Annotated in this window: 29 protein-coding genes and 1 tRNA gene; 18 read left to right on the top strand and 12 right to left on the bottom strand. The window is 55.6% G+C overall.

Going from position 1 to position 24,678, the window contains the following annotated elements; genetic code table 11:
• Positions 1 to 180: 180 nt before the first annotated feature.
• A complete protein-coding gene (gene sdhE / locus PU683_RS07445; protein WP_023480982.1) occupies positions 181 to 447 on the top strand; it encodes an FAD assembly factor SdhE in 267 nt (88 codons plus the stop codon).
• Complete coding sequence (locus PU683_RS07450) at positions 428 to 844, top strand: protein YgfX (protein WP_277170878.1); 417 nt, start codon at positions 428 to 430, stop codon at positions 842 to 844. The genes sdhE and PU683_RS07450 overlap by 20 nt, the downstream gene beginning before the upstream one ends.
• Positions 845 to 861: 17 nt before the next feature.
• Here the strand turns inward: PU683_RS07450 and fldB are convergent, their stop codons facing one another.
• The gene (gene fldB, locus PU683_RS07455; RefSeq protein ID WP_277170879.1) at positions 862 to 1,383 is read right to left on the bottom strand and encodes a flavodoxin FldB; all 522 of its coding nucleotides are present in this window, start codon (positions 1,381 to 1,383) and stop codon (positions 862 to 864) included.
• Between the two features lie 99 nt (positions 1,384 to 1,482).
• On the opposite strand from fldB, the gene xerD reads away from it, so the two are divergent.
• The 7 genes from xerD (at position 1,483) to PU683_RS07490 (ending at position 8,589) form a co-directional block, all read left to right on the top strand.
• Positions 1,483 to 2,379: a site-specific tyrosine recombinase XerD gene (xerD, locus tag PU683_RS07460; RefSeq protein ID WP_277170880.1), complete on the top strand. Its 897-nt coding sequence runs from the start codon at positions 1,483 to 1,485 to the stop codon at positions 2,377 to 2,379.
• A 24-nt stretch (positions 2,380 to 2,403) separates the two neighbouring features.
• Complete coding sequence (dsbC, locus tag PU683_RS07465; RefSeq protein ID WP_277170881.1) at positions 2,404 to 3,114, top strand: bifunctional protein-disulfide isomerase/oxidoreductase DsbC; 711 nt, start codon at positions 2,404 to 2,406, stop codon at positions 3,112 to 3,114.
• A 5-nt stretch (positions 3,115 to 3,119) separates the two neighbouring features.
• The gene (recJ, locus tag PU683_RS07470) at positions 3,120 to 4,853 is read left to right on the top strand and encodes a single-stranded-DNA-specific exonuclease RecJ (RefSeq protein WP_277170882.1); all 1,734 of its coding nucleotides are present in this window, start codon (positions 3,120 to 3,122) and stop codon (positions 4,851 to 4,853) included.
• Between the two features lie 91 nt (positions 4,854 to 4,944).
• A protein-coding gene (gene prfB / locus PU683_RS07475; protein ID WP_277170883.1) for a peptide chain release factor 2 occupies positions 4,945 to 6,043 on the top strand; the annotation gives its coding sequence in 2 pieces (ribosomal slippage) (positions 4,945 to 5,019 and positions 5,021 to 6,043; 1,098 coding nt in all).
• A gap of 9 nt (positions 6,044 to 6,052) precedes the next feature.
• Positions 6,053 to 7,570 (top strand): lysine--tRNA ligase, encoded by a 1,518-nt coding sequence (gene lysS / locus PU683_RS07480; protein ID WP_076769171.1) that lies wholly within the window; start codon positions 6,053 to 6,055, stop codon positions 7,568 to 7,570.
• A gap of 118 nt (positions 7,571 to 7,688) precedes the next feature.
• Complete coding sequence (actS, locus tag PU683_RS07485) at positions 7,689 to 8,423, top strand: amidase activator ActS (RefSeq protein WP_277170884.1); 735 nt, start codon at positions 7,689 to 7,691, stop codon at positions 8,421 to 8,423.
• 92 nt (positions 8,424 to 8,515) lie between these two features.
• Positions 8,516 to 8,589 (top strand) — tRNA-Gly (locus PU683_RS07490).
• A 209-nt stretch (positions 8,590 to 8,798) separates the two neighbouring features.
• Here PU683_RS07490 and PU683_RS07495 read toward each other — a convergent pair.
• The 3 genes from PU683_RS07495 to PU683_RS07505 form a co-directional block, all read right to left on the bottom strand.
• A complete protein-coding gene (locus PU683_RS07495) occupies positions 8,799 to 9,215 on the bottom strand; it encodes a hypothetical protein (RefSeq protein ID WP_277170885.1) in 417 nt (138 codons plus the stop codon).
• 101 nt (positions 9,216 to 9,316) lie between these two features.
• Positions 9,317 to 9,640: an NIPSNAP family protein gene (locus PU683_RS07500; protein WP_277170886.1), complete on the bottom strand. Its 324-nt coding sequence runs from the start codon at positions 9,638 to 9,640 to the stop codon at positions 9,317 to 9,319.
• A gap of 24 nt (positions 9,641 to 9,664) precedes the next feature.
• Positions 9,665 to 9,892, bottom strand: a complete 228-nt coding sequence (locus tag PU683_RS07505; protein WP_277170887.1) for a hypothetical protein — start codon at positions 9,890 to 9,892, stop codon at positions 9,665 to 9,667.
• 220 nt (positions 9,893 to 10,112) lie between these two features.
• Between PU683_RS07505 and PU683_RS07510 the strand changes: the two genes are divergently transcribed.
• On the top strand, positions 10,113 to 10,757 hold the full coding sequence (locus tag PU683_RS07510; protein WP_277170888.1) for a LysE family translocator: 645 nt from the start codon (positions 10,113 to 10,115) through the stop codon (positions 10,755 to 10,757).
• Between the two features lie 68 nt (positions 10,758 to 10,825).
• Here PU683_RS07510 and PU683_RS07515 read toward each other — a convergent pair whose 3' ends face one another.
• A complete protein-coding gene (locus tag PU683_RS07515; protein WP_277170889.1) occupies positions 10,826 to 11,611 on the bottom strand; it encodes a phosphotransferase family protein in 786 nt (261 codons plus the stop codon).
• A 106-nt stretch (positions 11,612 to 11,717) separates the two neighbouring features.
• Between PU683_RS07515 and PU683_RS07520 the strand changes: the two genes are divergently transcribed.
• On the top strand, positions 11,718 to 12,080 hold the full coding sequence (locus tag PU683_RS07520; RefSeq protein WP_277170890.1) for an ATP-binding protein: 363 nt from the start codon (positions 11,718 to 11,720) through the stop codon (positions 12,078 to 12,080).
• Between the two features lie 44 nt (positions 12,081 to 12,124).
• Entirely contained in the window at positions 12,125 to 12,640 is a 516-nt protein-coding gene (locus PU683_RS07525; protein ID WP_277170891.1) for a P-loop nucleotide/nucleoside kinase family protein, read from the top strand.
• 22 nt (positions 12,641 to 12,662) lie between these two features.
• On the opposite strand, the gene uxuA is transcribed toward PU683_RS07525, so the two are convergent.
• Positions 12,663 to 13,730, bottom strand: a complete 1,068-nt coding sequence (gene uxuA, locus PU683_RS07530; protein WP_277170892.1) for a mannonate dehydratase — start codon at positions 13,728 to 13,730, stop codon at positions 12,663 to 12,665.
• 361 nt (positions 13,731 to 14,091) lie between these two features.
• On the opposite strand from uxuA, the gene cspE reads away from it, so the two are divergent.
• Both cspE and ymcF read left to right on the top strand, forming a co-directional pair.
• Positions 14,092 to 14,304, top strand: a complete 213-nt coding sequence (cspE, locus tag PU683_RS07535; protein ID WP_277170893.1) for a transcription antiterminator/RNA stability regulator CspE — start codon at positions 14,092 to 14,094, stop codon at positions 14,302 to 14,304.
• Positions 14,305 to 14,314: 10 nt separating this feature from the next.
• The gene (ymcF, locus tag PU683_RS07540; RefSeq protein WP_277174233.1) at positions 14,315 to 14,503 is read left to right on the top strand and encodes a cold shock small protein YmcF; all 189 of its coding nucleotides are present in this window, start codon (positions 14,315 to 14,317) and stop codon (positions 14,501 to 14,503) included.
• A gap of 39 nt (positions 14,504 to 14,542) precedes the next feature.
• Here the strand turns inward: ymcF and PU683_RS07545 are convergent, their stop codons facing one another.
• Positions 14,543 to 15,322 (bottom strand): helix-turn-helix transcriptional regulator, encoded by a 780-nt coding sequence (locus PU683_RS07545; RefSeq protein WP_277170894.1) that lies wholly within the window; start codon positions 15,320 to 15,322, stop codon positions 14,543 to 14,545.
• A gap of 112 nt (positions 15,323 to 15,434) precedes the next feature.
• On the opposite strand from PU683_RS07545, the gene PU683_RS07550 reads away from it, so the two are divergent.
• Positions 15,435 to 16,196, top strand: coding sequence for a class I SAM-dependent methyltransferase (locus PU683_RS07550; protein ID WP_277170895.1), 762 nt, complete (start codon positions 15,435 to 15,437; stop codon positions 16,194 to 16,196).
• 146 nt (positions 16,197 to 16,342) lie between these two features.
• Here PU683_RS07550 and PU683_RS07555 read toward each other — a convergent pair whose 3' ends face one another.
• Positions 16,343 to 17,410: an SDR family oxidoreductase gene (locus tag PU683_RS07555; RefSeq protein ID WP_277170896.1), complete on the bottom strand. Its 1,068-nt coding sequence runs from the start codon at positions 17,408 to 17,410 to the stop codon at positions 16,343 to 16,345.
• Positions 17,411 to 17,511: 101 nt separating this feature from the next.
• Here PU683_RS07555 and PU683_RS07560 point away from each other — a divergent pair, with 101 nt between their 5' ends.
• Both PU683_RS07560 and PU683_RS07565 read left to right on the top strand, forming a co-directional pair.
• Complete coding sequence (locus PU683_RS07560) at positions 17,512 to 18,435, top strand: LysR family transcriptional regulator (RefSeq protein ID WP_277170897.1); 924 nt, start codon at positions 17,512 to 17,514, stop codon at positions 18,433 to 18,435.
• A 65-nt stretch (positions 18,436 to 18,500) separates the two neighbouring features.
• Positions 18,501 to 19,622 carry a ribosomal protein uL16 3-hydroxylase gene (locus tag PU683_RS07565; protein ID WP_277170898.1) on the top strand — a complete coding sequence of 374 codons (1,122 nt, stop codon included), beginning with the start codon at positions 18,501 to 18,503 and terminating at the stop codon, positions 19,620 to 19,622.
• Positions 19,623 to 19,950: 328 nt separating this feature from the next.
• On the opposite strand, the gene PU683_RS07570 is transcribed toward PU683_RS07565, so the two are convergent.
• On the bottom strand, positions 19,951 to 20,541 hold the full coding sequence (locus PU683_RS07570) for a nitroreductase family protein (protein ID WP_431190954.1): 591 nt from the start codon (positions 20,539 to 20,541) through the stop codon (positions 19,951 to 19,953).
• Positions 20,542 to 21,094: 553 nt separating this feature from the next.
• Here PU683_RS07570 and PU683_RS07575 point away from each other — a divergent pair.
• Complete coding sequence (locus PU683_RS07575) at positions 21,095 to 21,466, top strand: hypothetical protein (protein ID WP_277170901.1); 372 nt, start codon at positions 21,095 to 21,097, stop codon at positions 21,464 to 21,466.
• A gap of 50 nt (positions 21,467 to 21,516) precedes the next feature.
• On the opposite strand, the gene oxyR is transcribed toward PU683_RS07575, so the two are convergent.
• The 3 genes from oxyR to PU683_RS07590 form a co-directional block, all read right to left on the bottom strand.
• Complete coding sequence (gene oxyR, locus PU683_RS07580) at positions 21,517 to 22,437, bottom strand: DNA-binding transcriptional regulator OxyR (protein WP_277170902.1); 921 nt, start codon at positions 22,435 to 22,437, stop codon at positions 21,517 to 21,519.
• 349 nt (positions 22,438 to 22,786) lie between these two features.
• Positions 22,787 to 23,680, bottom strand: a complete 894-nt coding sequence (gene galU / locus PU683_RS07585; RefSeq protein WP_277170903.1) for a UTP--glucose-1-phosphate uridylyltransferase GalU — start codon at positions 23,678 to 23,680, stop codon at positions 22,787 to 22,789.
• 55 nt (positions 23,681 to 23,735) lie between these two features.
• Entirely contained in the window at positions 23,736 to 24,662 is a 927-nt protein-coding gene (locus tag PU683_RS07590) for a diguanylate cyclase domain-containing protein (protein WP_277170904.1), read from the bottom strand.
• Between the last annotated feature and the right edge of the window lie 16 nt (positions 24,663 to 24,678).

Here is a 24,678-nt window from a genome sequence, read left to right on the forward strand (position 1 = left end):
AGCGATAAAGCATGCGATTTGTGCCATTGTGATGGCTCTGCGAGATATTACCCAGCGGAATGAAATCGTTGCAAAAGAGTAGCTTTATTCTGGAAGCCAGCGCGTGCAATGAAATATTCCGCAAAAGATATATTAAAAACACGTTACAATGTGCCCATCATGCCGAACAGGGAGATACACATGGATATTACTAACAAGGCCCGTATTCACTGGGCGTGCCGTCGCGGAATGCGCGAGCTCGATATTTCCATCATGCCTTTTTTCGAACATGAGTACGATTCGCTAAGCGATGATGACAAACGTCTCTTTGTCCGCTTGCTGGAAAATGACGATCCCGATTTATTTAACTGGCTTATGAACCACGGCAAGCCTCAGGATGCGGAGTTGCAAAGAATGGTGCAGTTAATCCAGACACGGAATCGGGATCGTGGTCCTGTGGCAATCTGAGTTACGCGTCTCCTGGCGCGCACAGTGGCTCTCCTTACTGCTCCACGGATTGGTGGCCGCGCTCATCTTGCTTATGCCCTGGCCGCTGAGCTACACGCCGGTATGGTTGCTGCTGCTTTCGCTGGTGGTATTTGACTCCGTACGAAGCCAGCGCCGCATTAACGCCTGTCATGGCGAGATAAAACTGCTGATGGATTCCCGCCTGCGCTGGCAGGGAGAGGAGTGGGCTATTGTCGGTACGCCCTGGCTGCTGCGGAGCGGAATGATGCTGCGTTTGCGCCGCGAGGAAGATGGCCGTCGTCAGCATCTCTGGCTCGCGGCAGACAGTATGGATGCGCAGGAGTGGCGCGATCTGCGCCGGATGATTTTACAAAAACCGGCGCAGGGGCTGCACTAAAGGCATCTTCGCTGGGTTCAGGCGAAGCGTTCTGCCATCTCTGTCAGGATCTGCTCGCACCAGCTTTCAAGGCGCGCGTCGCTCAGGTCATACTGGTTAGTCTCATCCAGCGCCAGGCCGACAAACAGCTGCCCGTCGGCAATAATCGGTTTGTTGCTGGTAAATTCGTAGCCTTCGGTCGGCCAGTAACCAACGAAGTTGACGCCTTTCGGTGCCAGCTTGTCATGCAGCATGCCCAGCGCGTCGAGGAACCATTCGCCATAGCCGAGCTGGTCGCCCATGCCGTAGAGAGCGACAATTTTGCCATCAAGGTTGAGAGTGTCGAGCGTCTCCCAGACGGCCTCCCAGTCTTCCTGCAGTTCGCCAAAATCCCAGGTCGGAATGCCGAGGATCAGCGCATCATACTGCTCCATCAGGGCGGGAGCATCGTCTTTCAGGTTGTGTAGCGTGACCAGTTCCGGCCCGATAATGTCGCGAATTTTCTCCGCCGCCATTTCGGTGTAGCAGGTGCTGGAACCATAAAACAGACCAATATTCATAACGTAAACATCTCGGTTCTTGATGTGTCTTTGCACGCAGTGTACCAGAATCAGGTCTCAATCAGGCATAATGCAGCGATTGAGAGAAGGAGAGGGCGGATGGAAGAGGATCTCGCACGTATCGAACAATTTCTTGATGCGCTCTGGCTGGAGAATAACCTGGCCGAAAACACCCTCAGCGCCTATCGTCGCGATCTGAAGGGCGTTGTGGAGTGGCTTCATCATCGGGGCAGCAGCCTGGAGCGCGCGCAGAGCGACGAGCTGCAGACCCTGCTCGCCGAACGCGTCGAAGGGGGCTATAAAGCAACGAGTTCGGCGCGTCTGCTGAGCGCCGTGCGGCGTTTTTTCCAGTATCTCTATCGTGAAAAGCTGCGCCAGGATGACCCGAGCGCCCGGCTGGCGTCCCCTAAGCTGCCGCAGCGCCTGCCGAAAGACTTAAGCGAAACACAGGTGGGCAGGCTCTTACAGGCACCGGTGGTTGACCAACCGCTGGAGTTACGCGATAAAGCCATGCTTGAGGTGTTGTATGCGACCGGGCTTCGCGTGACGGAGCTGGTGGGGCTGACGATGAGCGATATCAGCCTGCGCCAGGGCGTGCTGCGGGTCATCGGTAAAGGCAATAAAGAGCGTCTGGTGCCGCTGGGCGAAGAGGCGATCTACTGGGTTGAGCACTATCTTGAGTATGGGCGTCCGTGGCTGCTTAACGGGGCTTCTGTCGATGTGCTGTTCCCGAGCCAGCGCGGTCAACAGATGACGCGCCAGACCTTCTGGCATCGCATTAAGCACTACGCGGTGCTGGCAGGGATCGACAGTGAAAAGCTTTCGCCTCACGTTCTGCGCCATGCTTTTGCCACGCACCTGCTTAACCACGGCGCGGATCTGCGCGTGGTGCAGATGCTGCTGGGGCACCAGGATCTCTCGACAACGCAAATTTATACGCATGTCGCCACCGAGCGGCTGCGCAAGCTTCATCAACAGCACCACCCGCGGGCGTGAGTGCTGACAATCTAAGGATCTGTTATGAAAAAAGGTTTAATTATGTTCACCCTGCTGGCGGCGTTCACGGGCGCAGCCCATGCCGATGATGCGGCGATTAAGCAGTCGCTGGCGAAGCTGGGTGTACAGAGTTCCGACATCATGCCCGCTCCCGTTGCCGGAATGAAAGCCGTGATGACCAACAGCGGCGTGCTCTATGTCACCGAAGATGGCAAACATATTATTCAGGGGCCGATGTATGACGTCAGCGGCGCGCAGCCGGTTAACGTCACCACCAAAATGCTGCTGCCGCATCTCAACGCGCTGGAAAAAGAGATGATTGTCTACAAAGCGCCGCAAGAGAAGCACGTCATCACCGTCTTTACCGATATCACCTGCGGCTACTGCCAGAAGCTGCACAGCGAAATGGCGGACTACAACGCGCTGGGCATCACCGTGCGCTACCTCGCCTTCCCGCGCCAGGGCGTGCCGAGCGATGTGGAAAAAGAGATGAAGGCGATTTGGTGCGCGAAAGATCCGAAGAGAGCCTTTGATGATGCGATGGCAGGCAAAGGCGTGAAGCCTGCCAGCTGCGATATCAGTATCGCTAACCACTACGCGCTGGGCGTGCAGTTTGGTGTAAACGGGACGCCAGCCATTGTGCTGAACGATGGCTACGTGGTGCCCGGCTACCAGGCACCGGCCGAGATGAAAGCCTTCCTCGACCAGCACCAGAAAGCGACGGGCGGTAAGTAATTTCTGTGAAAGCTGAGATACAACTTCGCCGCCGTGAGGTGGATGACGCAGCCGTGCTGGCGGATTCACTTCCGCCGCTGCTGCGTCGCTTATATGCCAGCCGCGGCGTGAAGAGCGATCGCGATCTGGAGCGCAGCGTAAAGGGAATGCTTCCTTGGCAGCAGTTGACCGGCATCGATGATGCGGTTTCGCACCTCTATAACGCCATGCGAGAAGGGCTGCGCATTATCGTGGTTGGGGATTTTGACGCCGATGGCGCAACCAGCACCGCTTTGAGCGTGCTGGCGCTGCGTTCGTTGGGCTGTGACAACGTCAGCTACCTGGTGCCGAACCGGTTTGATGATGGCTACGGCCTCAGCCCGGAAGTGGTCGATCAGGCCCACACCCGCGGCGCACAGCTGATCCTGACCGTAGATAACGGCATCTCCTCTCATGCGGGCGTCGCGCATGCGCATGAGCTCGGTATCCCGGTTGTCGTCACCGATCACCATCTGCCCGGCGACACGCTGCCCGAGGCCGAGGCGATTGTGAACCCCAACCTGCGCAATTGCGACTTTCCCTCCAAATCGCTGGCGGGCGTCGGCGTCGCCTTCTATCTGATGCTGGCGCTGCGCGCTTTTCTGCGCGACAACGGCTGGTTTGAGGCGCGCGGCATCGCGATGCCAAACCTCGCTGAACTGCTCGATCTGGTGGCGCTTGGCACGGTGGCAGACGTTGTCCCGCTGGATGCCAATAACCGTATTTTGACCTGGCAAGGGCTGAGCCGTATTCGCGCTGGCCGCTGTCGGCCGGGTATTAAAGCGCTGCTTGAGATTGCCAACCGCGAGGCGCACAAGCTGGCGGCAAGCGATCTCGGCTTCGCGCTCGGCCCGCGCCTCAATGCTGCCGGGCGTCTGGATGATATGTCTGTCGGCGTGGCGCTGCTGCTGTGCGACAGCCTCGGCGAAGCGCGCCAGCTGGCAAGCGATCTCGACGCGCTCAACCAGACGCGCAAAGAGATTGAGCAGGGCATGCAGGCAGAAGCGCTGACGCTGTGCGAACAGCTTGAGCGCAGCAGTGAGACGCTGCCCGGCGGGCTGGCGATGTACCATCCCGAGTGGCATCAGGGCGTGGTCGGTATTCTGGCTTCGCGTATTAAGGAGCGCTTCCATCGTCCGGTCATCGCCTTTGCGCCCGCCGGTGAAGGCGTGCTGAAAGGATCCGGGCGCTCTATCCAGGGGCTGCATATGCGCGATGCGCTGGAGCGGCTCGACACCCTCTACCCCGGGATGATGCTGAAGTTCGGCGGCCACGCGATGGCGGCAGGGCTGACGCTTGAAGAGGCCAATTTTGACGCCTTCCAGCAGCGCTTTGGTGACCTGGTCACCGAGTGGCTCGACCCGGCGCTGTTACAGGGCGAAATTCTCTCCGACGGGCCCCTTACTGCCCAGGAGATGACGCTTGAAGTGGCAGAGATGCTGCGCGAAGCGGGCCCGTGGGGGCAGATGTTCCCCGAGCCGATATTCGACGGTGAGTTTCGCCTGTTGCAACAGCGGCTGGTGGGCGAGCGTCATTTAAAAGTGATGCTGGAGCCGATCGGCGGCGGTCCGCTGCTCGACGGGATCGCCTTTAACGTTGATACCGCCATCTGGCCGGATAACGGCGTTCGGCAGGTGAAAATCGCTTATAAACTTGATGTTAACGAGTTTCGCGGCAACCGTAGTGTGCAGCTGATCATCGAAAACCTCTGGCCACTTTAGCGCCACTATTCGCTACAAATAAGGGCATAGATCCGGTAGAATCTCGCCCTTATCACCGCTTTTTGACAAGTCCAATAAAAGAAAACAGACCATGTTTGAAATTAATCCGGTAAAAAATCGTATTCAGGACCTCACGGAGCGCTCCGACGTTCTTAGGGGGTATCTTTGACTATGACGCCAAGAAAGAGCGTCTGGAAGAAGTAAACGCCGAGCTGGAACAGCCGGACGTATGGAATGAGCCAGAGCGCGCACAGGCGCTCGGCAAAGAGCGCTCCTCGCTCGAAGCTATCGTTGAGACGCTGGATCAGATGAGCCAGGGGCTGGAAGATGTCGCGGGCCTGCTGGAACTGGCCGTTGAAGCTGACGATGAAGAGACCTTCAACGAGGCCGTCGCCGAACTGGACGGGCTGGAAGAGAAGCTGGCGCAGCTTGAGTTCCGCCGCATGTTCTCCGGCGAGTATGACAGCGCCGACTGCTACCTCGATATTCAGGCTGGCTCCGGCGGTACCGAAGCGCAGGACTGGGCCAGCATGCTGACGCGCATGTATCTGCGCTGGGCAGAAGCGCGTGGTTTCAAAACCGAAATCATCGAAGAGTCCGAGGGTGAAGTGGCGGGGATCAAATCCGTTACCATCAAAATCATTGGTGATTACGCCTACGGCTGGCTGCGTACCGAAACCGGCGTGCACCGTCTGGTGCGTAAAAGCCCGTTCGACTCCGGCGGTCGCCGCCATACCTCGTTCAGCTCCGCGTTTGTCTATCCGGAAGTGGAAGACGATATCGATATCGAAATCAACCCGGCTGACCTGCGTATCGACGTTTACCGTGCTTCCGGCGCGGGTGGTCAGCACGTTAACCGTACTGAATCCGCAGTGCGTATTACCCACATTCCGACCGGGTTGGTCACGCAGTGCCAGAATGACCGCTCTCAGCATAAAAACAAAGACCAGGCCATGAAGCAGATGAAAGCAAAGCTTTATGAGCTGGAGATGCAGAAGAAAAATGCCGAGAAGCAGGCGATGGAAGACAACAAGTCCGACATCGGCTGGGGCAGCCAGATCCGTTCTTATGTCCTGGATGACTCCCGCATCAAAGATCTGCGCACCGGGGTTGAAACCCGTAACACGCAGGCGGTGCTGGACGGCAGCCTGGATCAATTTATTGAAGCAAGTTTGAAAGCAGGGCTATGAGGAACCAACATGTCTGAACAACAAGCACAGGGCGCTGACGCGGCAGTCGATCTTAATAATGAACTGAAAACCCGCCGTGAGAAGCTGGCGCTGTTGCGCGAGCAGGGCGTTCCGTTCCCGAACGACTTCCGTCGTGACCAGACCTCTGACAAGCTGCACGCCGAGTTCGATGGCAAAGAGAATGAAGAGCTGGAAGCGCTCGGCATTGAAGTTGCCGTTGCGGGCCGTATGATGACGCGCCGCATTATGGGCAAAGCCTCCTTTGTCACGCTGCAGGATGTGGGCGGTCGTATTCAGCTCTATGTTTCCCGCGACGATCTGGCGGAAGGCATCTACAACGAGCAGTTCAAAAAGTGGGATCTCGGCGATATCCTCGGCGCACGTGGCAAGCTGTTCAAGACCAAGACCGGCGAGCTGTCGATCCACTGCACCGAGCTGCGTCTGCTGACCAAAGCCCTGCGCCCGTTGCCGGACAAGTTCCACGGCCTGCAGGATCAGGAAGCGCGCTACCGTCAGCGCTATCTCGATCTGATCGCCAACGAAGAGTCACGTAACACCTTCAAGATTCGCTCCCGCATCATGGCCGGCATTCGCCAGTTCATGGTCAACCGCGACTTTATGGAAGTGGAAACCCCGATGATGCAGGTGATCCCTGGCGGCGCCTCCGCGCGTCCGTTTATCACCCATCACAACGCGCTCGATCTCGACATGTACCTGCGTATCGCGCCGGAGCTTTACCTCAAACGTCTGGTGGTCGGTGGCTTCGATCGCGTGTTCGAGATCAACCGTAACTTCCGTAACGAAGGCATCTCCGTACGCCATAACCCAGAGTTCACCATGATGGAGCTCTATATGGCGTATGCAGATTACAAGGATCTGATCGAGCTGACCGAATCCCTGTTCCGCACGCTGGCGCAGGATATTCTCGGTACCACCGAAGTGCCTTACGGCGAGCAGGTGTTCGACTTCGGCAAGCCGTTTGAAAAGCTGACCATGCGCGAAGCGATCAAGAAGTACCGTCCGGAGACCGAGATGGGCGACCTGGATAACTTCGACAGCGCGAAAGCGATTGCTGAAAGCATCGGTATCAAGGTTGAGAAGAGCTGGGGTCTGGGCCGTATCGTGACCGAGATCTTCGAAGAGGTGGCGGAAGCGCACCTGATTCAGCCGACCTTCATCACCGAATACCCGGCAGAGGTCTCTCCGCTGGCGCGCCGTAACGACGACAATCCGGAAATTACCGACCGCTTCGAGTTCTTTATCGGCGGCCGCGAAATCGGTAACGGCTTTAGCGAGCTGAACGATGCCGAGGACCAGGCGAAGCGTTTTGCCGACCAGGTCGCAGCGAAAGACGCGGGCGATGACGAAGCGATGTTCTATGACGAAGACTATGTCACCGCGCTGGAGCATGGTCTGCCGCCGACGGCGGGTCTGGGCATCGGTATCGACCGTATGGTGATGCTGTTTACCAACAGCCACACCATTCGCGATGTGATCCTCTTCCCGGCGATGCGTCCGGTTAAATAACCGCTAATCGCCAGAAGCCCCGACGTTCACGCGCCGGGGCTTTTTTTATTGCTCTGTGAAAGGGTTGGCATCCCACGTATGGCTGCTATGATATGTCGCCTGTTAATTTATTCGAGGAGTGGTTTTGCGCGCAGGACGCCTGATGAGTAACCCGTTTTGCATGGTCATGTGCCTGGCATTTACACTGCTGCTGGCGGGCTGTGCGGGGAGTAATTCGACCGGAAGCTACGCAGGCGCGACCTACACGGTCAAGCGCGGCGATACCCTGTACCGAATTTCGCGCATGACCGGCACCAGCGTAAAAGAGCTGGCGAGCATGAATGGCATTTCGCCACCCTATACCATTGAAGTGGGGCAGCGGCTGAAAGTTAAAGGGGCGTCGAAAGGTTCATCCTCCTCCGGCAAGCTGGCGAAAGTGCGCCCCTCCTCGTCGGTGCCGCAATCCTCCTGGCCGCCCGTTGGGCAACGCTGCTGGCGCTGGCCGACCAGCGGGAAAGTGATCCTTACCTATTCCAACTCTGACGGTGGCAATAAAGGCATTGATATCGCCGGGTCGCGCGGGCAGCCGATTTACGCTGCCGGTGCCGGGAAAGTGGTCTATGTCGGCAGCCAGCTTCGCGGCTATGGCAACCTGATCATGATTAAGCACAGCGAAGATTACATCACCGCTTATGCGCACAATGAGACGCTGCTGGTCAATAATGGCCAGAGCGTTAAGTCCGGGCAGAAGATTGCCACCATGGGCAGCAGCGATGCCGATTCGGTGCGCCTGCACTTCCAGCTGCGTTATCGCGCGACGGCCATCGATCCGCTGCGCTATTTACCGCCGCAGGGCAGCGTACCGAAGTGTTAATCTGCGCGCTAACAGGCGAGAAATTAACCTGTTAGCGCATCGGTGGGTTGTCAGGCGCGATGTAAGGTCTATAATGCCTGAGCACTTCGAAAGCGGGCGTAGTTCAATGGTAGAACGAGAGCTTCCCAAGCTCTATACGAGGGTTCGATTCCCTTCGCCCGCTCCAGTTTTTTCTCTCTCAATTCTCCGGCTTTCTGTAACGTATCTTTCTCGTTTATGCAATGACGCTTATCGCGGTCATATTTCTATGGTCGTTACAGCAGCGGCTTGATTTAGTGTCGTTACAGCAGCTTGATGTGGGAGATAAAGCCAGGCGTCGCGGCATCAGTAGAGGCAGGCGGTACATCGCCCGTCAGCACTGATGCCGGAAAGCGATTAATTATGGGTTGTGTCCTGACCGCCGAAGATATTGGCACGGCTGCTGGAAGAGCTGCCGTCACTGTTTCTTGTATCCTGTCCGTCGAAGATATTGGCACGGCTGCTGGAAGAGCTGCCATCGCTGTATCGTGTGTCCTGACCGTCAAAAATATTGGCGCGGCTGCTGGAAGAGCTGCCGTCACTGTTTTGCGTATCCTGACCGCCGAAGATATTGGCTCTGCTGCTTGAAGTTCTGCCGTCGCTATATTTCGTGTCCTGCCCACCGAAAATGTTGGAGCGGCTGCTGGATGTGGTGCCATCGTCATAGCGGCAATCCTGACCGCCGAAAATATTGGCGCGGCAGCTGTCCGCCATCGCGCTATTCAGCGAGCCGGCAAATAGAAAAAAACCTAAAAACAGTGCCCTGGTATTCATAGCGTCTCTCTGAAAAGTGATGTTATCCGCGGATAAGGGAAAACTGAATCAGCACGAATTATGCCTGACACCTCCTGGATGTCATCCCCTGGCTCTGGTAGTTATCGCAGCCCTTCCACACTTTCAGCGGACAACATCATGACCGTCTTCAGGCTGGTTTCAATGCAGCTTACAATCGCTTCTCGCGGGCCACTGCGCCACGCCTCGCTGGCGTAAAAGGCCTCCAGCGCCGCAGTCATGCTCTCCTGGCTGGTAAAAGCGCGGATCAGACAGTAGCAATCAGGGTCATGCAATGAATTGCCGAACCTTACGACATCAATGCCGTGGCGCTGATGAAGCGGAACGCTGATCTCCTGCATGATGGCGTGAAACTTCGCGCCGCTTCCCTCACGCAGGGTGTATTGCACTATCTCGACGGTTTTCATTCGTTTCATCTCCACTGGGTGCCGCTACGCCAGCATCACTTTACACGCCAGCACGATTAAACAGAGCGTACTGGCGATCTGCATAAGTCGAAAAACACGTCTGATATGACGCCACTGATAGCGCTCGCGGGCGTTCGCCTCAGCTATAGCCGGGGAGAGAGGCGTTGTTCTTCTCTTTTTCATAAAGAGTTGCGCCACCCATGCGACAAGCAGAACAACTACGATCACTTTAAGAAATAGGGGGTTATCCATGTTCAGCCGCTTCTGCTTACGATAGGTACACGCAGAGTAACCTAAAGACGGCACATTCACTATGGGTATGTTTCACATCATTCACAGAGACGCAGTTTATAGGACACGGTACCAGATTTGTTTCGCATAACTATTCCTTATACGGAATAACTATTCATGTCTGGTATGGATTAATGCCTCACTCCGATGTTAAGTTATGCTTCTGAATATGGAGGGAGTGATGCTGGATATTACGCATTTTGGGCTGTTCGCCCTGTCAGTTTTTCTGTTATCGGTGACGCCGGGGCCGGATATGGCTTATGTCATCGGGCAAAGCGTGGCTAACGGGCGTCGCGCCGGGGTGATCTCCGCGGCGGGCGTGGCGTTGGGCAGTTGTACGCATGCCGTGGCAAGCGCCGTCGGGTTAACGGCGCTAATCACCGCCTCACCGCTGATGTTCACGGTGATTAAATACCTCGGCGCAGCTTACCTGCTCTACCTCGGCAGTAAGTTGATCCTCGGCACATTCACCAAACCACGCGTTGAGGGCGAGGAGAGTGCGCCCATCAAAGTAAAAGTGACAACCCGCACACTGCTCTCCCGTGGGTTTATCACCACCCTTACCAACCCGAAAGTGCTGCTCTTTTTTATCTCATTCTTTCCGCAGTTCGTGGTTGCGGATGGCGATCACCATGCTGCTTCATTTCTTATCCTCGGGTTCGCCTACGCGCTGATCGCCTTTCTCACCGATATCTCTTTCGCCCTGCTGGCAGGCAGCGCGGCGGGCGCGGTATCGCAAAACAGAGGGCTGCAAAAGCTGCTCGACCGCATTGTCGGCGCCACGTTTATTGGACTGGGGATCCGCCTGGCACTCACGAAGCGCTAAGCGAAGATACGCATAAAGAGGCGCAGCGCTGGCTCTGTGCGCCGATGAGTAAATACGCAGCGGGTTATTCAGATGAGAGTTTCGATCTGCTTAAGCCAGTCGGGTAAATAGCAGCGATACCAGTGCTGAAAACGCGGGAAATCGGCTTTCTGCCGAGTGTGAAGAAGCGTGATCACTTCGCTGACAATCCACGCTTTCGCTAAGGCAATATCGCGCACAAGATCATTTTCTGACAGTGGATTAACGCGGCAGTAGCGCGTCGCGAGACGTTGATACGCTTCAGGCGAGCCCATGCCCTTTATCAGCGGCGCTAAATCAATAGCCGGGTTGCCGGTGCTGAACCGCTCCCAGTCAAAGAGCACAAACTCGCCATTCTCGCGCTGCCCCCAGTTTCCGGCGTTACTGTCGCCCGAAATTAAGCCCGCTGTGGCAAACAGGCTGGCGCTCCCACGCTGGCAGCGGCGCATTATGCGGGCGGCTTCTTCCGGTAAAGCGAGCAGTTGCAGGCTCTGTTCCAGCTGGGCGTCGGGCCAGCGATGCATGTGGTAGCGCCACTTTTTATCTGGCGCAACGCGGTGTAAGCGCGCCAGCATCGATACGATGGCGTCGCAGTCCACACTCTCCTGGCTTACCGGCAGGGGGATCGCTTCAAGGGTGAGGGCGCGCGCATCCGCATCGGCTGCCAGCAAGGCTGGCGTGAAGATTTTCGCGTGGTTCAGCTGCGGCGCAACCTGGTGGTAGAAGGCGTACTCGACGTTGCTGACCGGCGCTTTCTCAATCACGGTTATTCCGGCGGCATTAACCCGCTTCACCACCCGCGCGGCGCCCATCTGCGCCAGATTCTCCGTTGTCATCGATGCTCCACGGTGAAGACATTGTGATAACAGGCAGAGTAAAGGCTATCACCGCACCTGTCACGGTTCGGCGTTTTCGCCCCTTGCTGATTGGCTGAGCGCGCAGATGGCCGCGTTGCCGGTGGACGAGGCCTGGCGTTTTTCCCTCGATCTGGCGGTGTGTGAAGTGGCGACCAATATTATTCGCCATAGCCTGCACGAGCAGGCTGCAGCCACATTCAGCATTGCGTTTGCCGCCAGCGCGCAGGCGGTGGAGCTGACGTTCCGCGATAACGGCGAGCCGTTTCCCGCGGAACGCTTAGAGGTGGCACAGCAGGAAAAGGGTCTTGAGATGGCACCGGATCTGGAGAGCGGACGCGGGCTGAAGCTCATCCTGCTCAGCGTGGACTGCTTTAGGGTGCAGCGGCAGGCTGGCGTTAATATCACCACGCTGTGCAAAAAATGGGGAGTTGAAGCGGCGAGCCGCTAACTCTTATGCTGGAACCCGGGTTAAGCGCAAACGGGAGCCATTACATGGGCATTGATGAGAGACCTCACGACGGGCCAACGCTGCATATTCTTTGCGGCAAAATCGCGTCAGGTAAATCGACCCTTGCGGCAACGCTTGCGCAAAAGCCGGGTAGCGTGGTGCTCAGTGAAGATAGCTGGCTGGCGCTGCTGTTTAAAGAGTCGATGCACAGCGTCGAGGATTATCTGCACTACTCCGCGGTGCTTAAGCGGGCGATTAAGCCGCATGTCATTGCCCTGTTACAGGCCGGAGTCGATGTGATCCTCGATTTTCCCGCCAATACCGTCGCCAGCCGTCAGTGGATGATGTCGATTATTCAGGACGCCGGGGCGCAGCATCTGCTGCACTATCTCGCGGTAAGTAATGAAGCATGTAAAGCGCGCCTGCGCCAGCGCAATGCGGCGGGCAACCACGATTTCGCCGCTACCGACGCGCAGTTTGAGCGGATTACCCGCTACTTTGTGCCGCCCGCCGATGAAGAGGGTTTTAATGTGCGGCGCTATGAAGAGGAGCACCGGTAAACACCGGTGCTGCCTGGCAGGGTTAGTGCCGTTTTTCCAGCGCTTCCCATAGGCCGTGCAGATAGGTGACGCCGAGCGCGCGGTCATAGAGACCGTAGCCCGGACGCCCGGTTTCACCCCAGATAAAGCGGCCGTGATCCGGGCGGATATAGCCATCAAAGCCGTTGTCATGCAGCGCTTTCATCACTTTATACATATCGAGCGAGCCGTAGCGGGAAAGGTGAGCCGATTCGTAGAAATCTTTATCCTGAATCAGCTTGATATTGCGCACGTGGGCGAAGTGGATACGCCTGCGGCGGGTAAACTCGGCGAGGATTTCGTAGACGTTATTATCCGGATCTTCGGCGATAGAGCCGGTGCATAAAGTAATGCCGTTGGCCTCAGAGTTGACGGCATTACAGATCCAGTCGAGATCGTCGCGGTTTTTCACAATGCGCGGCAGGCCGAAGATAGAGTAGGGCGGATCGTCCGGGTGGATAGCCATTTTGATACCGACCTCTTCGCAGACCGGGATCACCCGTTCGAGGAAGTAGACCAGGTTCTGGCGCAGTTTGTTCTCATCGACATCGCTATATTTGGCAAACAGCTCCTGCACTTTCGCCAGCCGTTCTGGCTCCCAGCCCGGCAGCGCGAAACCGTTGGAGTTCTCCAGTACCTCTTTCACCACTTCATCCAGCGTTTTGTCGATGCCTCTCTTCTCAAACGCCATGGTCACTGAACCGTCCGGCAGGACATAATTCATCTCGGTCTTCATCCAGTCGAACACCGGCATGAAGTTGTAGCAGATGACTTTGATACCCATCTCCGCTAAATGACGGATGGTTTGCTGGTAGTTGGCGATAAAGCGATCGCGGCTGGGCAGGCCGATTTTGATGTCATCGTGAATGTTGACGCTCTCAATCACCTCCATTTTTAACCCGGCCTGCTGAACCTGATCGGCCAGCGCGCGCACTTTATCCTGCGGCCACACTTCACCGACCGGCACGTCATACAGCGCGCCTACGACGCCTTCAACGCCTGGAACCTGGCGAATATGCGCCAGCGGAATTTTATCTTCAACTGGCCCAAACCAGCGCATCGTCATTTGCATGTTTGTTACCACCTTTATCAGTCCATAGCTTTAACTACCATACTAGTATTGATAGTAACGCGCGAGACGGCATCTTTTTGCGATCGACTTCACACAACGCATTTCCGCGTTACGCTGCTTATCTGACGTTTACGTAATGCTGACAAAAGTTTCTAAATAAAGCCTTGCGCCCTAAGCCTTAACCGTGCGTTAATGACTCGTCGGTTTGATAATCATTATCTCCAGCCAGTAGTTCACTAAAGTCTCTCTCATCTCTAAGTACCTCGTTAGTTACTTCTTTTTGGGTCTCTTTACACGCTGATAAATAATGCTTCAGACCATTGCCGCCTTAAATGGCCTCTAAAACAAAAGGGTAACAAACATGTCTAATAAAATGACGGGTATCGTGAAATGGTTCAACGCTGAGAAAGGCTTTGGCTTTATCACTCCTCAAGATGGCAGCAAAGATGTATTCGTACACTTCTCTGCAATCCAGAGCGATAACTACCGCACTCTTGATGAAAATCAAGAAGTTGAATTCACCATTGAAAATGGTGCAAAAGGCCCGGCCGCTGCTAACGTTGTGCCGCGCTAAGGACGATTTTATTACGAACCATATCCATTTCCGCTGCCCGTGCTGTCACGGGTCGCAATACAGAGTGTCCAGTTTTGACGTGACTGAGAAAAACCCGGCCGGTGCCAAATGTATCTTTTGCAAATCAGCAATGATCACATTTGATAATATCGCCGCGATTATGCAGTCGAACTACGTTACGATGGAATTCCGTAAATAATTAAAAGGCCAGTTTACTGGCCTTTTTTATGCCTCTCTTTTACTCCCCGACTAACATAATCATTTTTACCGAGCGGTTGCTGGTCAATTGCCAGGTCATCTGCCGGTAGTGCAGCTCTCCGCGCTGGGCATGCATAAACACCCGCTCGCCGCCTTCACGCACCACCACCTGCTGGCGCGACCAGAAGGCGCGGAACAGTTCGCTCTCACCACGTAAACTCTCAACAAAACTGTTCAGGGCCTGGTCATGCGGATAGTGCATCGCATCGGCGCGCAGCTCTGCCACAATGCGGCTCGCGCGCTGTTCCCAGTCGACAACCAGCCTGCGCGCCAGCGGATGGCGAAACATAAAACTCATCATATTTGGCTGCGGATCGCTATCCAGCCAGCCACTAAACAGCGCTTCAGCCGCCCTGTTCCACGCCAGCATTGTCCAGGTTAAATCGAGCAGATAGCAGGGGCACGCCATCTGCTGCACCGAGGCCAGCACCTCTTTCTCCACCGTCACCACAGGCTCTTCCTGCGGATCGTTCTGCCGCGCCAGATGAAAAAGGTAGTTTCGCTCTGTGGGTTTCATCCTCAATACGTTGGCGATATTCGACAGGGTTTGCGGCGAGACGACAATATCGCGCCCCTGCTCAATCCAGGTATACCAGGTCGTGCTGATACCGCTCAGCTGCGCCACTTCTTCCCGGCGTAACCCGCGCGTGCGCCGGCGGCCCTGCGCGGGCAGGCCAATATCGGCAGGCAGAGTGTTTTCCCGTTGGGATCGTAAAAACTCGCCCAACGCTTTTGGCCCGGCGAAAAGGGTGTTTTCCATGGGGGTACCTGTGAATACCAGTATAAGTAGCCATATTGTACCCCTATAAAAAGGGTCGTACAGTCGTCGCTGAGCTGGTTTGTCGTCACCCATCACGAAAAGGAAAAAGAGCATGGCCGTGAATCATCATCAGTTAACGCAGCAGCAGTTTGGCGATCGGGCGCAGGCCTATTTAAGCAGCCAGGTACACGCCCAGGGCGAGGATTTAGTGCGCCTCGCGCAGTGGCTGGGTGAAAACCCGGCGGCCGCAGTGCTCGATTTAGGCTGCGGCGCAGGGCATGCCAGTTTTGTTGCCGCGGGCGTAGTGCGCGATGTCACCGCGTATGATTTGTCAGAGAAGATGCTGGCCGTTGTGCGCCAGGCCGCCAGCGATCGCCAGTTGAGCAACCTGCGCACCGTTCATGGCGCGGCAGAAGCGCTGCCTTTTGCCGAAGGCGAATTTGATGTGGTGATAAGCCGCTACTCGGCGCACCACTGGCACGATGTTCCGCAGGCGTTACGTGAAGTGAAACGCGTCCTGAAACCCGGCGGCAAATTTATCCTGATGGATATCACCTCGCCGGGCCGTCCGGTGCTGGATATCTGGCTGCAAACCATCGAAGTGCTGCGCGATCCCTCCCACGTTCGCAACTACTCTCCCGGGGAGTGGTTGCAGATGACGCAGCAGAGCGGCCTGCTGGTGGAGAAACTCGTTACCAGCCGCCTGGCGCTGGAGTACGCCTCCTGGGTTGAGCGTATGCAAACGCCGGAGGTGCTGCGTGCGGCGATCCGCTATCTGCAGCAGACCACCTCTGATGAGGTTAAACGCCATTTCGCGCTCGACGAGCAGGGTAGTTTCACCTCTGACACCCTGATGTTTCAGGCGCAGGTCTGAAGCGCATGCACCCGGCTCTCCGGGCGCGGCTCATTTGCGCCAATCACCTCACGAACAGGCTGCGCGAGCCAGCCCAGGTGGGTTCCCGGCGCAAAAAACTGACCGTCAATCTGCCCGGCGTGGTGCTTCTCGCCGGGCGTTGATCATTAACGCGGGATAATGTTTTCCTGCTTCAGGCGATCGAACAGCGCAAAGAAGGAATCCGGCGTTGCGCGGTAGCCGGTAAAGCCCGCTTTGCGGCTTTTGCTCATATCCGTAAAGGCTTCCATTGGGCGACCGAGGTCAGCATCCGTGTGCCACCAGGAGGCCAGCTTGCTGATATCCGCCTCGCGAAGCTGATACTTCTGTGCGATCTCTTCCCAGGCCGCCTGCGCCTCCTGCATACGGTTTTCCAGCGGCATCATGCTTGCCGGATAGGCCGCAGCTTCAATGCCAAAATAGGCCGCCAGCTTCGGCCACAGCCAGTTCCAGCGGAACACATCGCCATTCACTGCGTTGAAATCTTCGTTCGCCGCCTGCTCACTCTGCGCCGCCCAGCTCAGCTGCTCGGCCAGCAAACCGGCATCGGTAACGTCCGCCAGCCCGTTCCACTGCTCGGGCGAGCCGGGGAAGATAAACGGCCAGCCCTTTTCACGGCAGAGTGTGGCGTAGACTGCCAGCGTCTGGCCCATATTCATTGCATTGCCGAGGGCATAGCCGATGATGGTGTGCGGGCGATGTACGCTCCAGCGGTAACCATACTTCTCCGCACCGGCAAACACCTCATCTTCCTGCGCGTAATAGAAGTTCTCCACCGGCTGGCGTCCCTGCTCTTCGCGAAACGGCGTTACTGGTACTGCGCCTTTACCGTAAGCCTCGAACGGGCCAAGGTAGTGTTTAAGACCCGTGACCAGCGCAACGTGGCTACCGTTAAGCCGCTCGCCGAGCGCTTCGATCACGTTTTTCACGATGGCACCGTTGACGCGGATGTTGGCCTGCTCGTTCTCCTGGCGTGACCAGACACTGAAGAAGAGCGCATCGACCTGGACTTCTTTTAGCGCCTCGTTAACGGCGGCTGCATCCGTCAAATCGGCGGTCAGGCTTTCGCAGCCCTCCGGGATGGCGCCACGCCCGCGCGACAGGCCGCTGACCTGCCACCCTTCGCCTTTGAGTTGTTCTGCCAGCGCGCGACCAATCACGCCACTAATACCGACTATCAATGCACGTTTTTGCATAGGGGACTCCTTATCTTCGTCAGCTTTAAAGCCTAATAGAGAATTTAATTCTTATCTCTGCTATTAATTCACATCATTCATAACCTGAAATCATTAATGCCATGAGCGATCAACGCCTGAAAGATATCGTCCCCTTTGTCGCCAGCGTCGAAGAGGGGAGTTTTGCCGCGGCGGCAGAGCGTCTGCATCTGACCGGCTCGGCGATCAGCAAAAGCATCAGCCGGCTGGAAGCGCGCCTCGGTTCGCGTTTGCTGGAGCGCACCACCCGCCGTCTGGCGCTGACGGATGCCGGACAGGCCTATTTCCAGACCTGCCTTCGCATCCTTGAAGAGCTGGCGGAGGCCGAATCGGTGCTGGCGGCGCACCGCTCCATCCCCTCTGGTCGCCTGCGGCTGGCGGTGCCGACCACCTACGGGCGGCTTGGCGTTATGCCTGCGCTGATTCCGTTTTGCCAGCAGCACCCGGAGATTGATCTCAGCATCACCTTCTCCGATCGCTTTGTGGATCTCTTTGATGAGGGGATCGATGTCGCGGTACGCATTGGATTAGGCGGCGATCTTCCGGTGTCGATCGGACACCGGCAACTGGGGCGGGAAAAGATGGTCTTCTGCGCTTCGCCTGACTATCTGCGTCGGGAAGGCACGCCACAAAACGAGGCGCAGCTGCTTCGGCATCGGGCGATCCTCTATGAGCGCGTCGATGGCAGCAGCAAACCCTGGTTACTGCTCACGGAAGATGGGCACCCGGAGTGGCGCAGCGTGCCTTACCGCATGACATTGGGGGATGTGGATGCGCAGCGCCAGGCGCTCTGTGCCGGGCTGGGCGTCGGGCAGATGCCTACCTGGCTGGTGCATCGGCAATTAGCGCGCGGCGAGCTGGTCATTCTATTACCAGACCAGCAGCCGGATGGGCTACCGCTGAGCCTGGTCTGGCCGCGACGTAAACAGCTGCTGCCCAAAGTCGATGCGCTGTTAAGCGCGCTCGAACAATTAGTTATCGCACCGCCGCTTGCCCTTGACCCATGACAAGGCAAAGGGGGGCGCTCTCTTTTTATAATCAGCGCCGTTTCCCTTCTCACTGGTGTGGATCTATGGCTTACCAACTCAACCTCAACTGGCCGGAATTTCTTGAGAAATACTGGCAGAAGCAGCCTGTAGTGCTGAAAGGCGCATTTACCGATTTTGTCGACCCGATTTCGCCCGATGAGCTGGCAGGCCTGGCGATGGAGCCGGAGATCGACAGCCGTATTGTCAGCCACGTTAACGGGCAGTGGCAGGCGTGGAACGGTCCCTTCGAAACGTTCGATCACTTAGGCGAGCGCGACTGGTCCCTGCTGGCGCAGGCCGTTAACCACTGGCACGCGCCCTCCGCCGAGCTGGTGGAGCCGTTTCGCGTGCTGCCGGCCTGGCGCTTTGATGATCTGATGATCTCCTACTCCGTGCCGGGCGGCGGCGTTGGCCCGCATATCGACCAGTACGACGTCTTTATTATTCAGGGGATGGGCCGCCGCCGCTGGCGCGTGGGGGATAAGCTGCCGATGCGCCAGTTCTGCCCGCATCCGGCCTTGCTGCATGTCGATCCTTTCCAGCCAATCATTGATGAAGATCTTGAGCCGGGCGATATCCTCTATATCCCGCCAGGATTCCCGCACGATGGCTTTACGCATGAAACCGCCTTCAACTACTCGATTGGTTTTCGTGGCCCGAACGGCCGCGATCTGATCAGCAGCTTTGCGGATTACGCGCTGGAAAACGATCTTGGCGGCGAGCATTACAGCGATCCGGATCTCACCTGCCGCGAACATACGGGCCGCGTAGAGGAGCACGAACTGGCGCGCGTGCGCAATATGATGATCGCGATGATCGACGATCCCGAGCACTTCACCCGCTGGTTTGGTAGCTTTATTACCACGCCGCGCCACGAGCTGGATGTGGCACCGGAGCCCGATGATTATCCGGTCGATGAGGTGATCGGTGCACTGAAAGAGGGGCAGAGATTGACGCGTTTGAGCGGGTTGCGCGCCCTGCGCGTCGGCGACCGCTTCTTTATCAATAGTGAATGTCTGGAGACCGCCGATCCGCATGCCGCTGATGCGCTGTGCCGTTACACCACTATTGGCGTGGAGGAGTTGGGCAGCGCGCTGGATAACCCGGCCTTTGCCGACGAACTGACCAGCCTGGTCAACCAGGGTTACTGGTATTTCGAGGATTAAGGCCGCGTCGCGCGGCTCGATCTTGGGTAGGCCGTTACGTGTAGGCCGGATAAGCGCAGCGCCATCCGGCATGTTGCCCGCAGTGCAGGAGCCGGATGGCGGCTTTCAGCCTTATCCGGCCAACATCTCAGGCCGTTACGCGTAGGCCGGATCAGCGCAGCGCCACCCGGCATGTTGCCCATTGTGCAGGAGCCGGATGGCGGCTTTCAGCCTTATCCGGCCTACATCTCAGCCGTTACGCGTAGGCCGGATAAGCGCAGCGCCATCCGGCATGTTGCCCATTGTGCAGGGGCCGGATGGCGGCTTTCAGCCTTATCCGCCCCACGATTTATCTGGCGACAATAAACCGCTTCTCGTCGTCGATAAACGTCTTCTCCTCGGCGGGGGCGAGGATCGCGCCAAAATTCATCTCTGCACGAAGCATCCAGCTCTCCGGGATGTTCCACGTGGCGCGCACATCGGCATCAATCAACAGGTGATAATGCTGTAAATTCGCGCCAATCTGTTTTTCCGCCAGTGCCAGCCACACCGCGTATTGCGCAATGCCGCTGCTCTGCTCTGACCAGACCGGGAAATGCTCGGCATAGGCAATGTACTGGCGCTGCAGGTGGCTGACCACCTCCTGATCCTCAAAAAAAAGCACCGTGCCGGCCGCCGCGCTGAAGCCATCGAGTTTATCGGCAGTGGCGTGAAAACTCTCAGCCGGGATCACGTTGCGCATCTGTCCACGTACCAGCTCCCAAAAACGCTCATGCTCATGATCAAGCAGGATCAGGGCGCGTGAGGTTTGCGAGTGAAACGCCGAGGGGGCCTGACGGATCGCCTCTTTGATCGTCGCAATCGCCTCTTCATGCGACACCGGCAGATCTTTACCCAGCGCGTAGATCGAGCGGCGCGCTTTCGCCAGCGCAAGGAACATCTCCACAGGAGGAGGGAGGGTCTGCGCGTTGAATACCGTTTCCAGCAACACTTGCGGCGCTACGGCCGGCGGCATCACGTCTGTACGGGCGAGAGTCGACTTCAATATTTGCTGAAAGGGATCCATAAAACGCTCCTGTCATGAGCTGCAATGGTGAAAGTACCGGGGCTATCAAAGCATAAGCCGGGCCAATCTCATCGACAAAAAAGAGGCGACAAAATGCACTATTTATACTCTCCCGGGCGGCTGTGGTACTCTCCTGAGTGCGCCAGCTATCTTTTTCCAACGGCAAAATACCTTCAATTTATTTAATGTTATTAATCCAGGTTGCAGATTTAATTAATGTTATTAATTAAAAGTGTCGTTTTAGAAGCTGATATCAATAATTGCCCACAGACAACCTATGGCTGGCATCTGATATTTTTATATTTTCGAACTTTTTTATGGATTAATTACCGGCTTAACTCTATTTTGTTTGCGTTCCTTAAAGACCTTTTTAGCGGACCCGGTATATATTCTACGGCGCACAAAACACTCAATATTGAGGCATGAAATGAAAGCAGATGCTTACCGCAACGATTCACATTTGCAGCCAAATTCCTTATTTACGCAATCCAAAGAGGTCCCGCCTTTCGTCAATGCTATTGCGGTTCGTTTATCCTGGGCCTCTGCGATGTGCGAGGTGCAGGCCTACAGCCTGCTTGCCGCGCCCTATCTGCACGGAAGCGTCACCCTGCACGACAGCCAGCAATTGTCAGCATGCTTCCCTTTTATGGCCGTTACGCCGCAAACGCTGGAGGATTACACCCTGATGTTAGTTTCGCTCTGGCTTAATATTGAAGAGTTGTATTACCGCGGAAAATTATTACCGGAAGAAATTATGTCAGGCTTAATGAATAAAAAGCGCAATCACACAGTCGTGTGATTGCCAGCTTAAGGAAAAGGATTATACGATATATTTTTGCCGGCGGTTTCCTACGTTGCCGTCAGGGAATTGTGTTCATGAAGATAATTCTCCATATATTTCGCAATGACATTGCGCAGAGTTTCATATTTTTTACGCATCGGGTCGCTGTGATGAAATATTAAGACGACCTTACGTTTTGGCTCCGGACTTACGCAGCGGATATAAGAGATATTTTCACCGTCGCCCTGTTGTGTCGAAAGTAGCGGAAAGAAGGAGACGCCGCGATCAAACGCAACGCCCCGGCGAAGCGTTTCGAGGTGCATCGCCACAAAGCGCGTGTCCGGCTCCAGCTCATATTGATAGCAGTAACGCAGCACCTGATGGTGCAGGCAGTTATCCTCATCCAGCATCAATATCTTATTGCTTTTTAACTGGCTCATATCAACCTCACTCATCCCTGAGCAGGGGTGCTGACGGCTAACGCCCAGCATCAGAGGCTCGTCAAACAGCGGCAGTTCAACATACTTACCGGTCTCTTTATTGGCAGTGACAATGGCGCACTTAATAACATCAGACTTCAGCATCGCCAGTAACTGATGCGTTCCCGCCTCCTGCATCTCCAGTTCTATCTCCGGAAAGTGGTCGCGACAAACCGTATTGAGATGGGAAAAAAAGTAGGGGGCAAGGGTCGGAATAATACCGATATCCAGGGTTTGCATCAGGTTCTGGTAGTGGCTATTACTGGCCATATTTTTCAGCGCCTCAATTTCCCGGAGCACCACCTGCGTCTGCTCGACCAGACGAAGCCCGGTTTGCGTGAAGCGAATTCGGCGCGTCGTGCGCTCCAGAAGCTGCAAGCCAAGCTCATTTTCCAGTTTACGTAATTGGGTGCTCAACGTGGGCTGGCTGACATTACAGGCTTCAGCAGCCCGCTGAAAATGGCGATGTTTAGCCAGTGCGACAAGATATTCAAGGTTACGAATGTTCATTATGCTCCCCGCTGCGCAAATAACCGCATTGACAGGGAGCGGTGTGATACACCGTGCTGTGTAAGAGGCATGTTAAGTATTTTAAACAATTCATTATGGTTCCCCATGCTGCAAGCGAGCTTTATTGATTTTTATTATTCATTGCTCACAGAGTACTTCCAGTACTTAACTTTTTAGTCTTCTCTTTAATCTGATGCAGTCGCTATGTCGTCATTATCGACCGGTCTGACTTCACCACTATTTTTGATAAAAATCCAGTTGCAGGGCAACTCATATAGCCGGTGGTTTTTTCTCTTAGCTGTTGTCGGAATAGTGCAGCGACACAGAGATGCGTTTCGCCAGACAGGCTTCAGGCATCGGTTTCCTGCCTGTGTTGCAGCCACTGGCGAAACGGCTGGCCGACGGTCGTGTGGCGCAGGCCATACTCCATAAATGCTTTGATATAGCCAATTTTGTCGCCGCAATCATGCGACTTCCCCACCATCAGATACGCCTCTACCGGCGCGAGTGCCAGAAGCATGGCGATGGCATCGGTCAACTGAATTTCGCCCCCCACGCCAGCCGGTGTTTTATGCAGTAGCGGCCAGATCGCTTTGGACAGCACATAACGTCCCACCATCGCCATATTCGACGGAGCCTTATCGATAGCGGGTTTCTCCACCATACCGTGCAGCAGGGCTGATTGACCTGCGCTCAGCGGTTTGCCGGCGCAATCGACTATGCCATAGCGCGACACCGCTTCCGGCGCCACCTGTTCCACCATCAGCTGGCTTGCGCCGGTTGCGGCGAAGCGTCTCATCATCGCTGCCAGGTTATCTTGCGTCATGTCGCACTGGCTGTCGTCAATCAGCACATCCGGCAGCAGAACGACAAAATCATCATCGCCAATCAGCGGCTGGGCGCAAAGCACTGCATGTCCCAGTCCTTTTGAGTGCCCCTGGCGGATATGCATAATTTTCATATCCGCTGGACAGATAGATCGCACCTCCTCCAGCAACTGGTTTTTCACGCGCGATTCGAGCAGTGACTCCAGCTCAAACGAGGTATCGAAGTGGTTTTCGATCGCATTTTTTGACGAGTGGGTGACCAGCACAATCTCATGAATCCCGCAGGCATAGCACTCCTGAACAATATATTGAATAAGCGGTTTGTCGACGATTGGCAGCATCTCTTTAGGAATTGCTTTCGTCGCCGGGAGCATGCGTGTGCCAAGCCCTGCCACTGGAATGACAGCCTTTAACATTCTCTGTTCCTTTTATGAAGATGTAATCTTGCTAAATAGCACTATTACGCTTTGATTAAATTAAATGGCGCACCTGGTAGTGGGCAACATTATTACCGCCGCGTCTCTTGGCAATATAAAGAGCGGTATCCGCGGCTTTTAAAACCGTTGAGAAATGTCTGCCATGGCCAGGATACGTTGCTGCGCCAATACTCACCGATAAATGCACGATCTCTTTATGTTGGCGTAAGTAGACAGGTATACGCATCTTTTCCACGATCGCTTGCAGAACCTCCTTTTCTGGCCCGTCGTCAACGCCTTTAACGTAGGTGAGTGCGAACTCATCGCCGCCAAGCCGTCCAAATACCGTGTCATGAGAAATACACTGTTTTACCCGGTTGACAAAACAGCGTAAAACTTCATCGCCAGCAGCATGGCCTAACTGATCGTTGATCGCTTTAAATTTATCGAGATCGAGAACCGCTACCACGGTCTTTGCGCCAGTCGCATGCGCGCTGCGAATTTTCTTACGGCTACGAATATAGTAGCCCTGGCGGTTTAATATTCGGGTTAATACATCATTATGCGCGCGGAAATGTAATCTTTCGCGAACGGCGATATGCCGCGTAATATCAACCCCCCATACTATATAGGCAAAAATCTCTCCATTTTCGTCACGCTGCGCAGTCAATCTTATATCCAGCCAAATAACGTCTCCCTTTTTTGTCAGTTGGGGTAATTCTCCCTGCCAGTTACCGTTGCTCTCTTTTGCTCTGTTGATAGCCGTTGAGAGCGACAGCACGCTATTTTCTGTCGGCACACGCAGCAGAGGCTGATCGGCGATCTCTGACGGAGAGTAACCGGTCAGCTGATAAAAAGGTTCGCTGGCATGAATGAGCCGTCCGCAAGCCTCAAGCACCAGATAAACAAAGGCACTCTGCGGTGGATAATGAGCGGTGCTAATCTCAAGCTTTCTTCCTGACACTATGATTTTGTTGAGCATTCTGGTCACCTGAGCA

Origin of the sequence: Candidatus Kosakonia sp. 282A-S69 (assembly GCF_029433855.1) — a bacterium.
In the GTDB taxonomy this organism is placed as follows: domain Bacteria; phylum Pseudomonadota; class Gammaproteobacteria; order Enterobacterales; family Enterobacteriaceae; genus Kosakonia; species Kosakonia cowanii_A.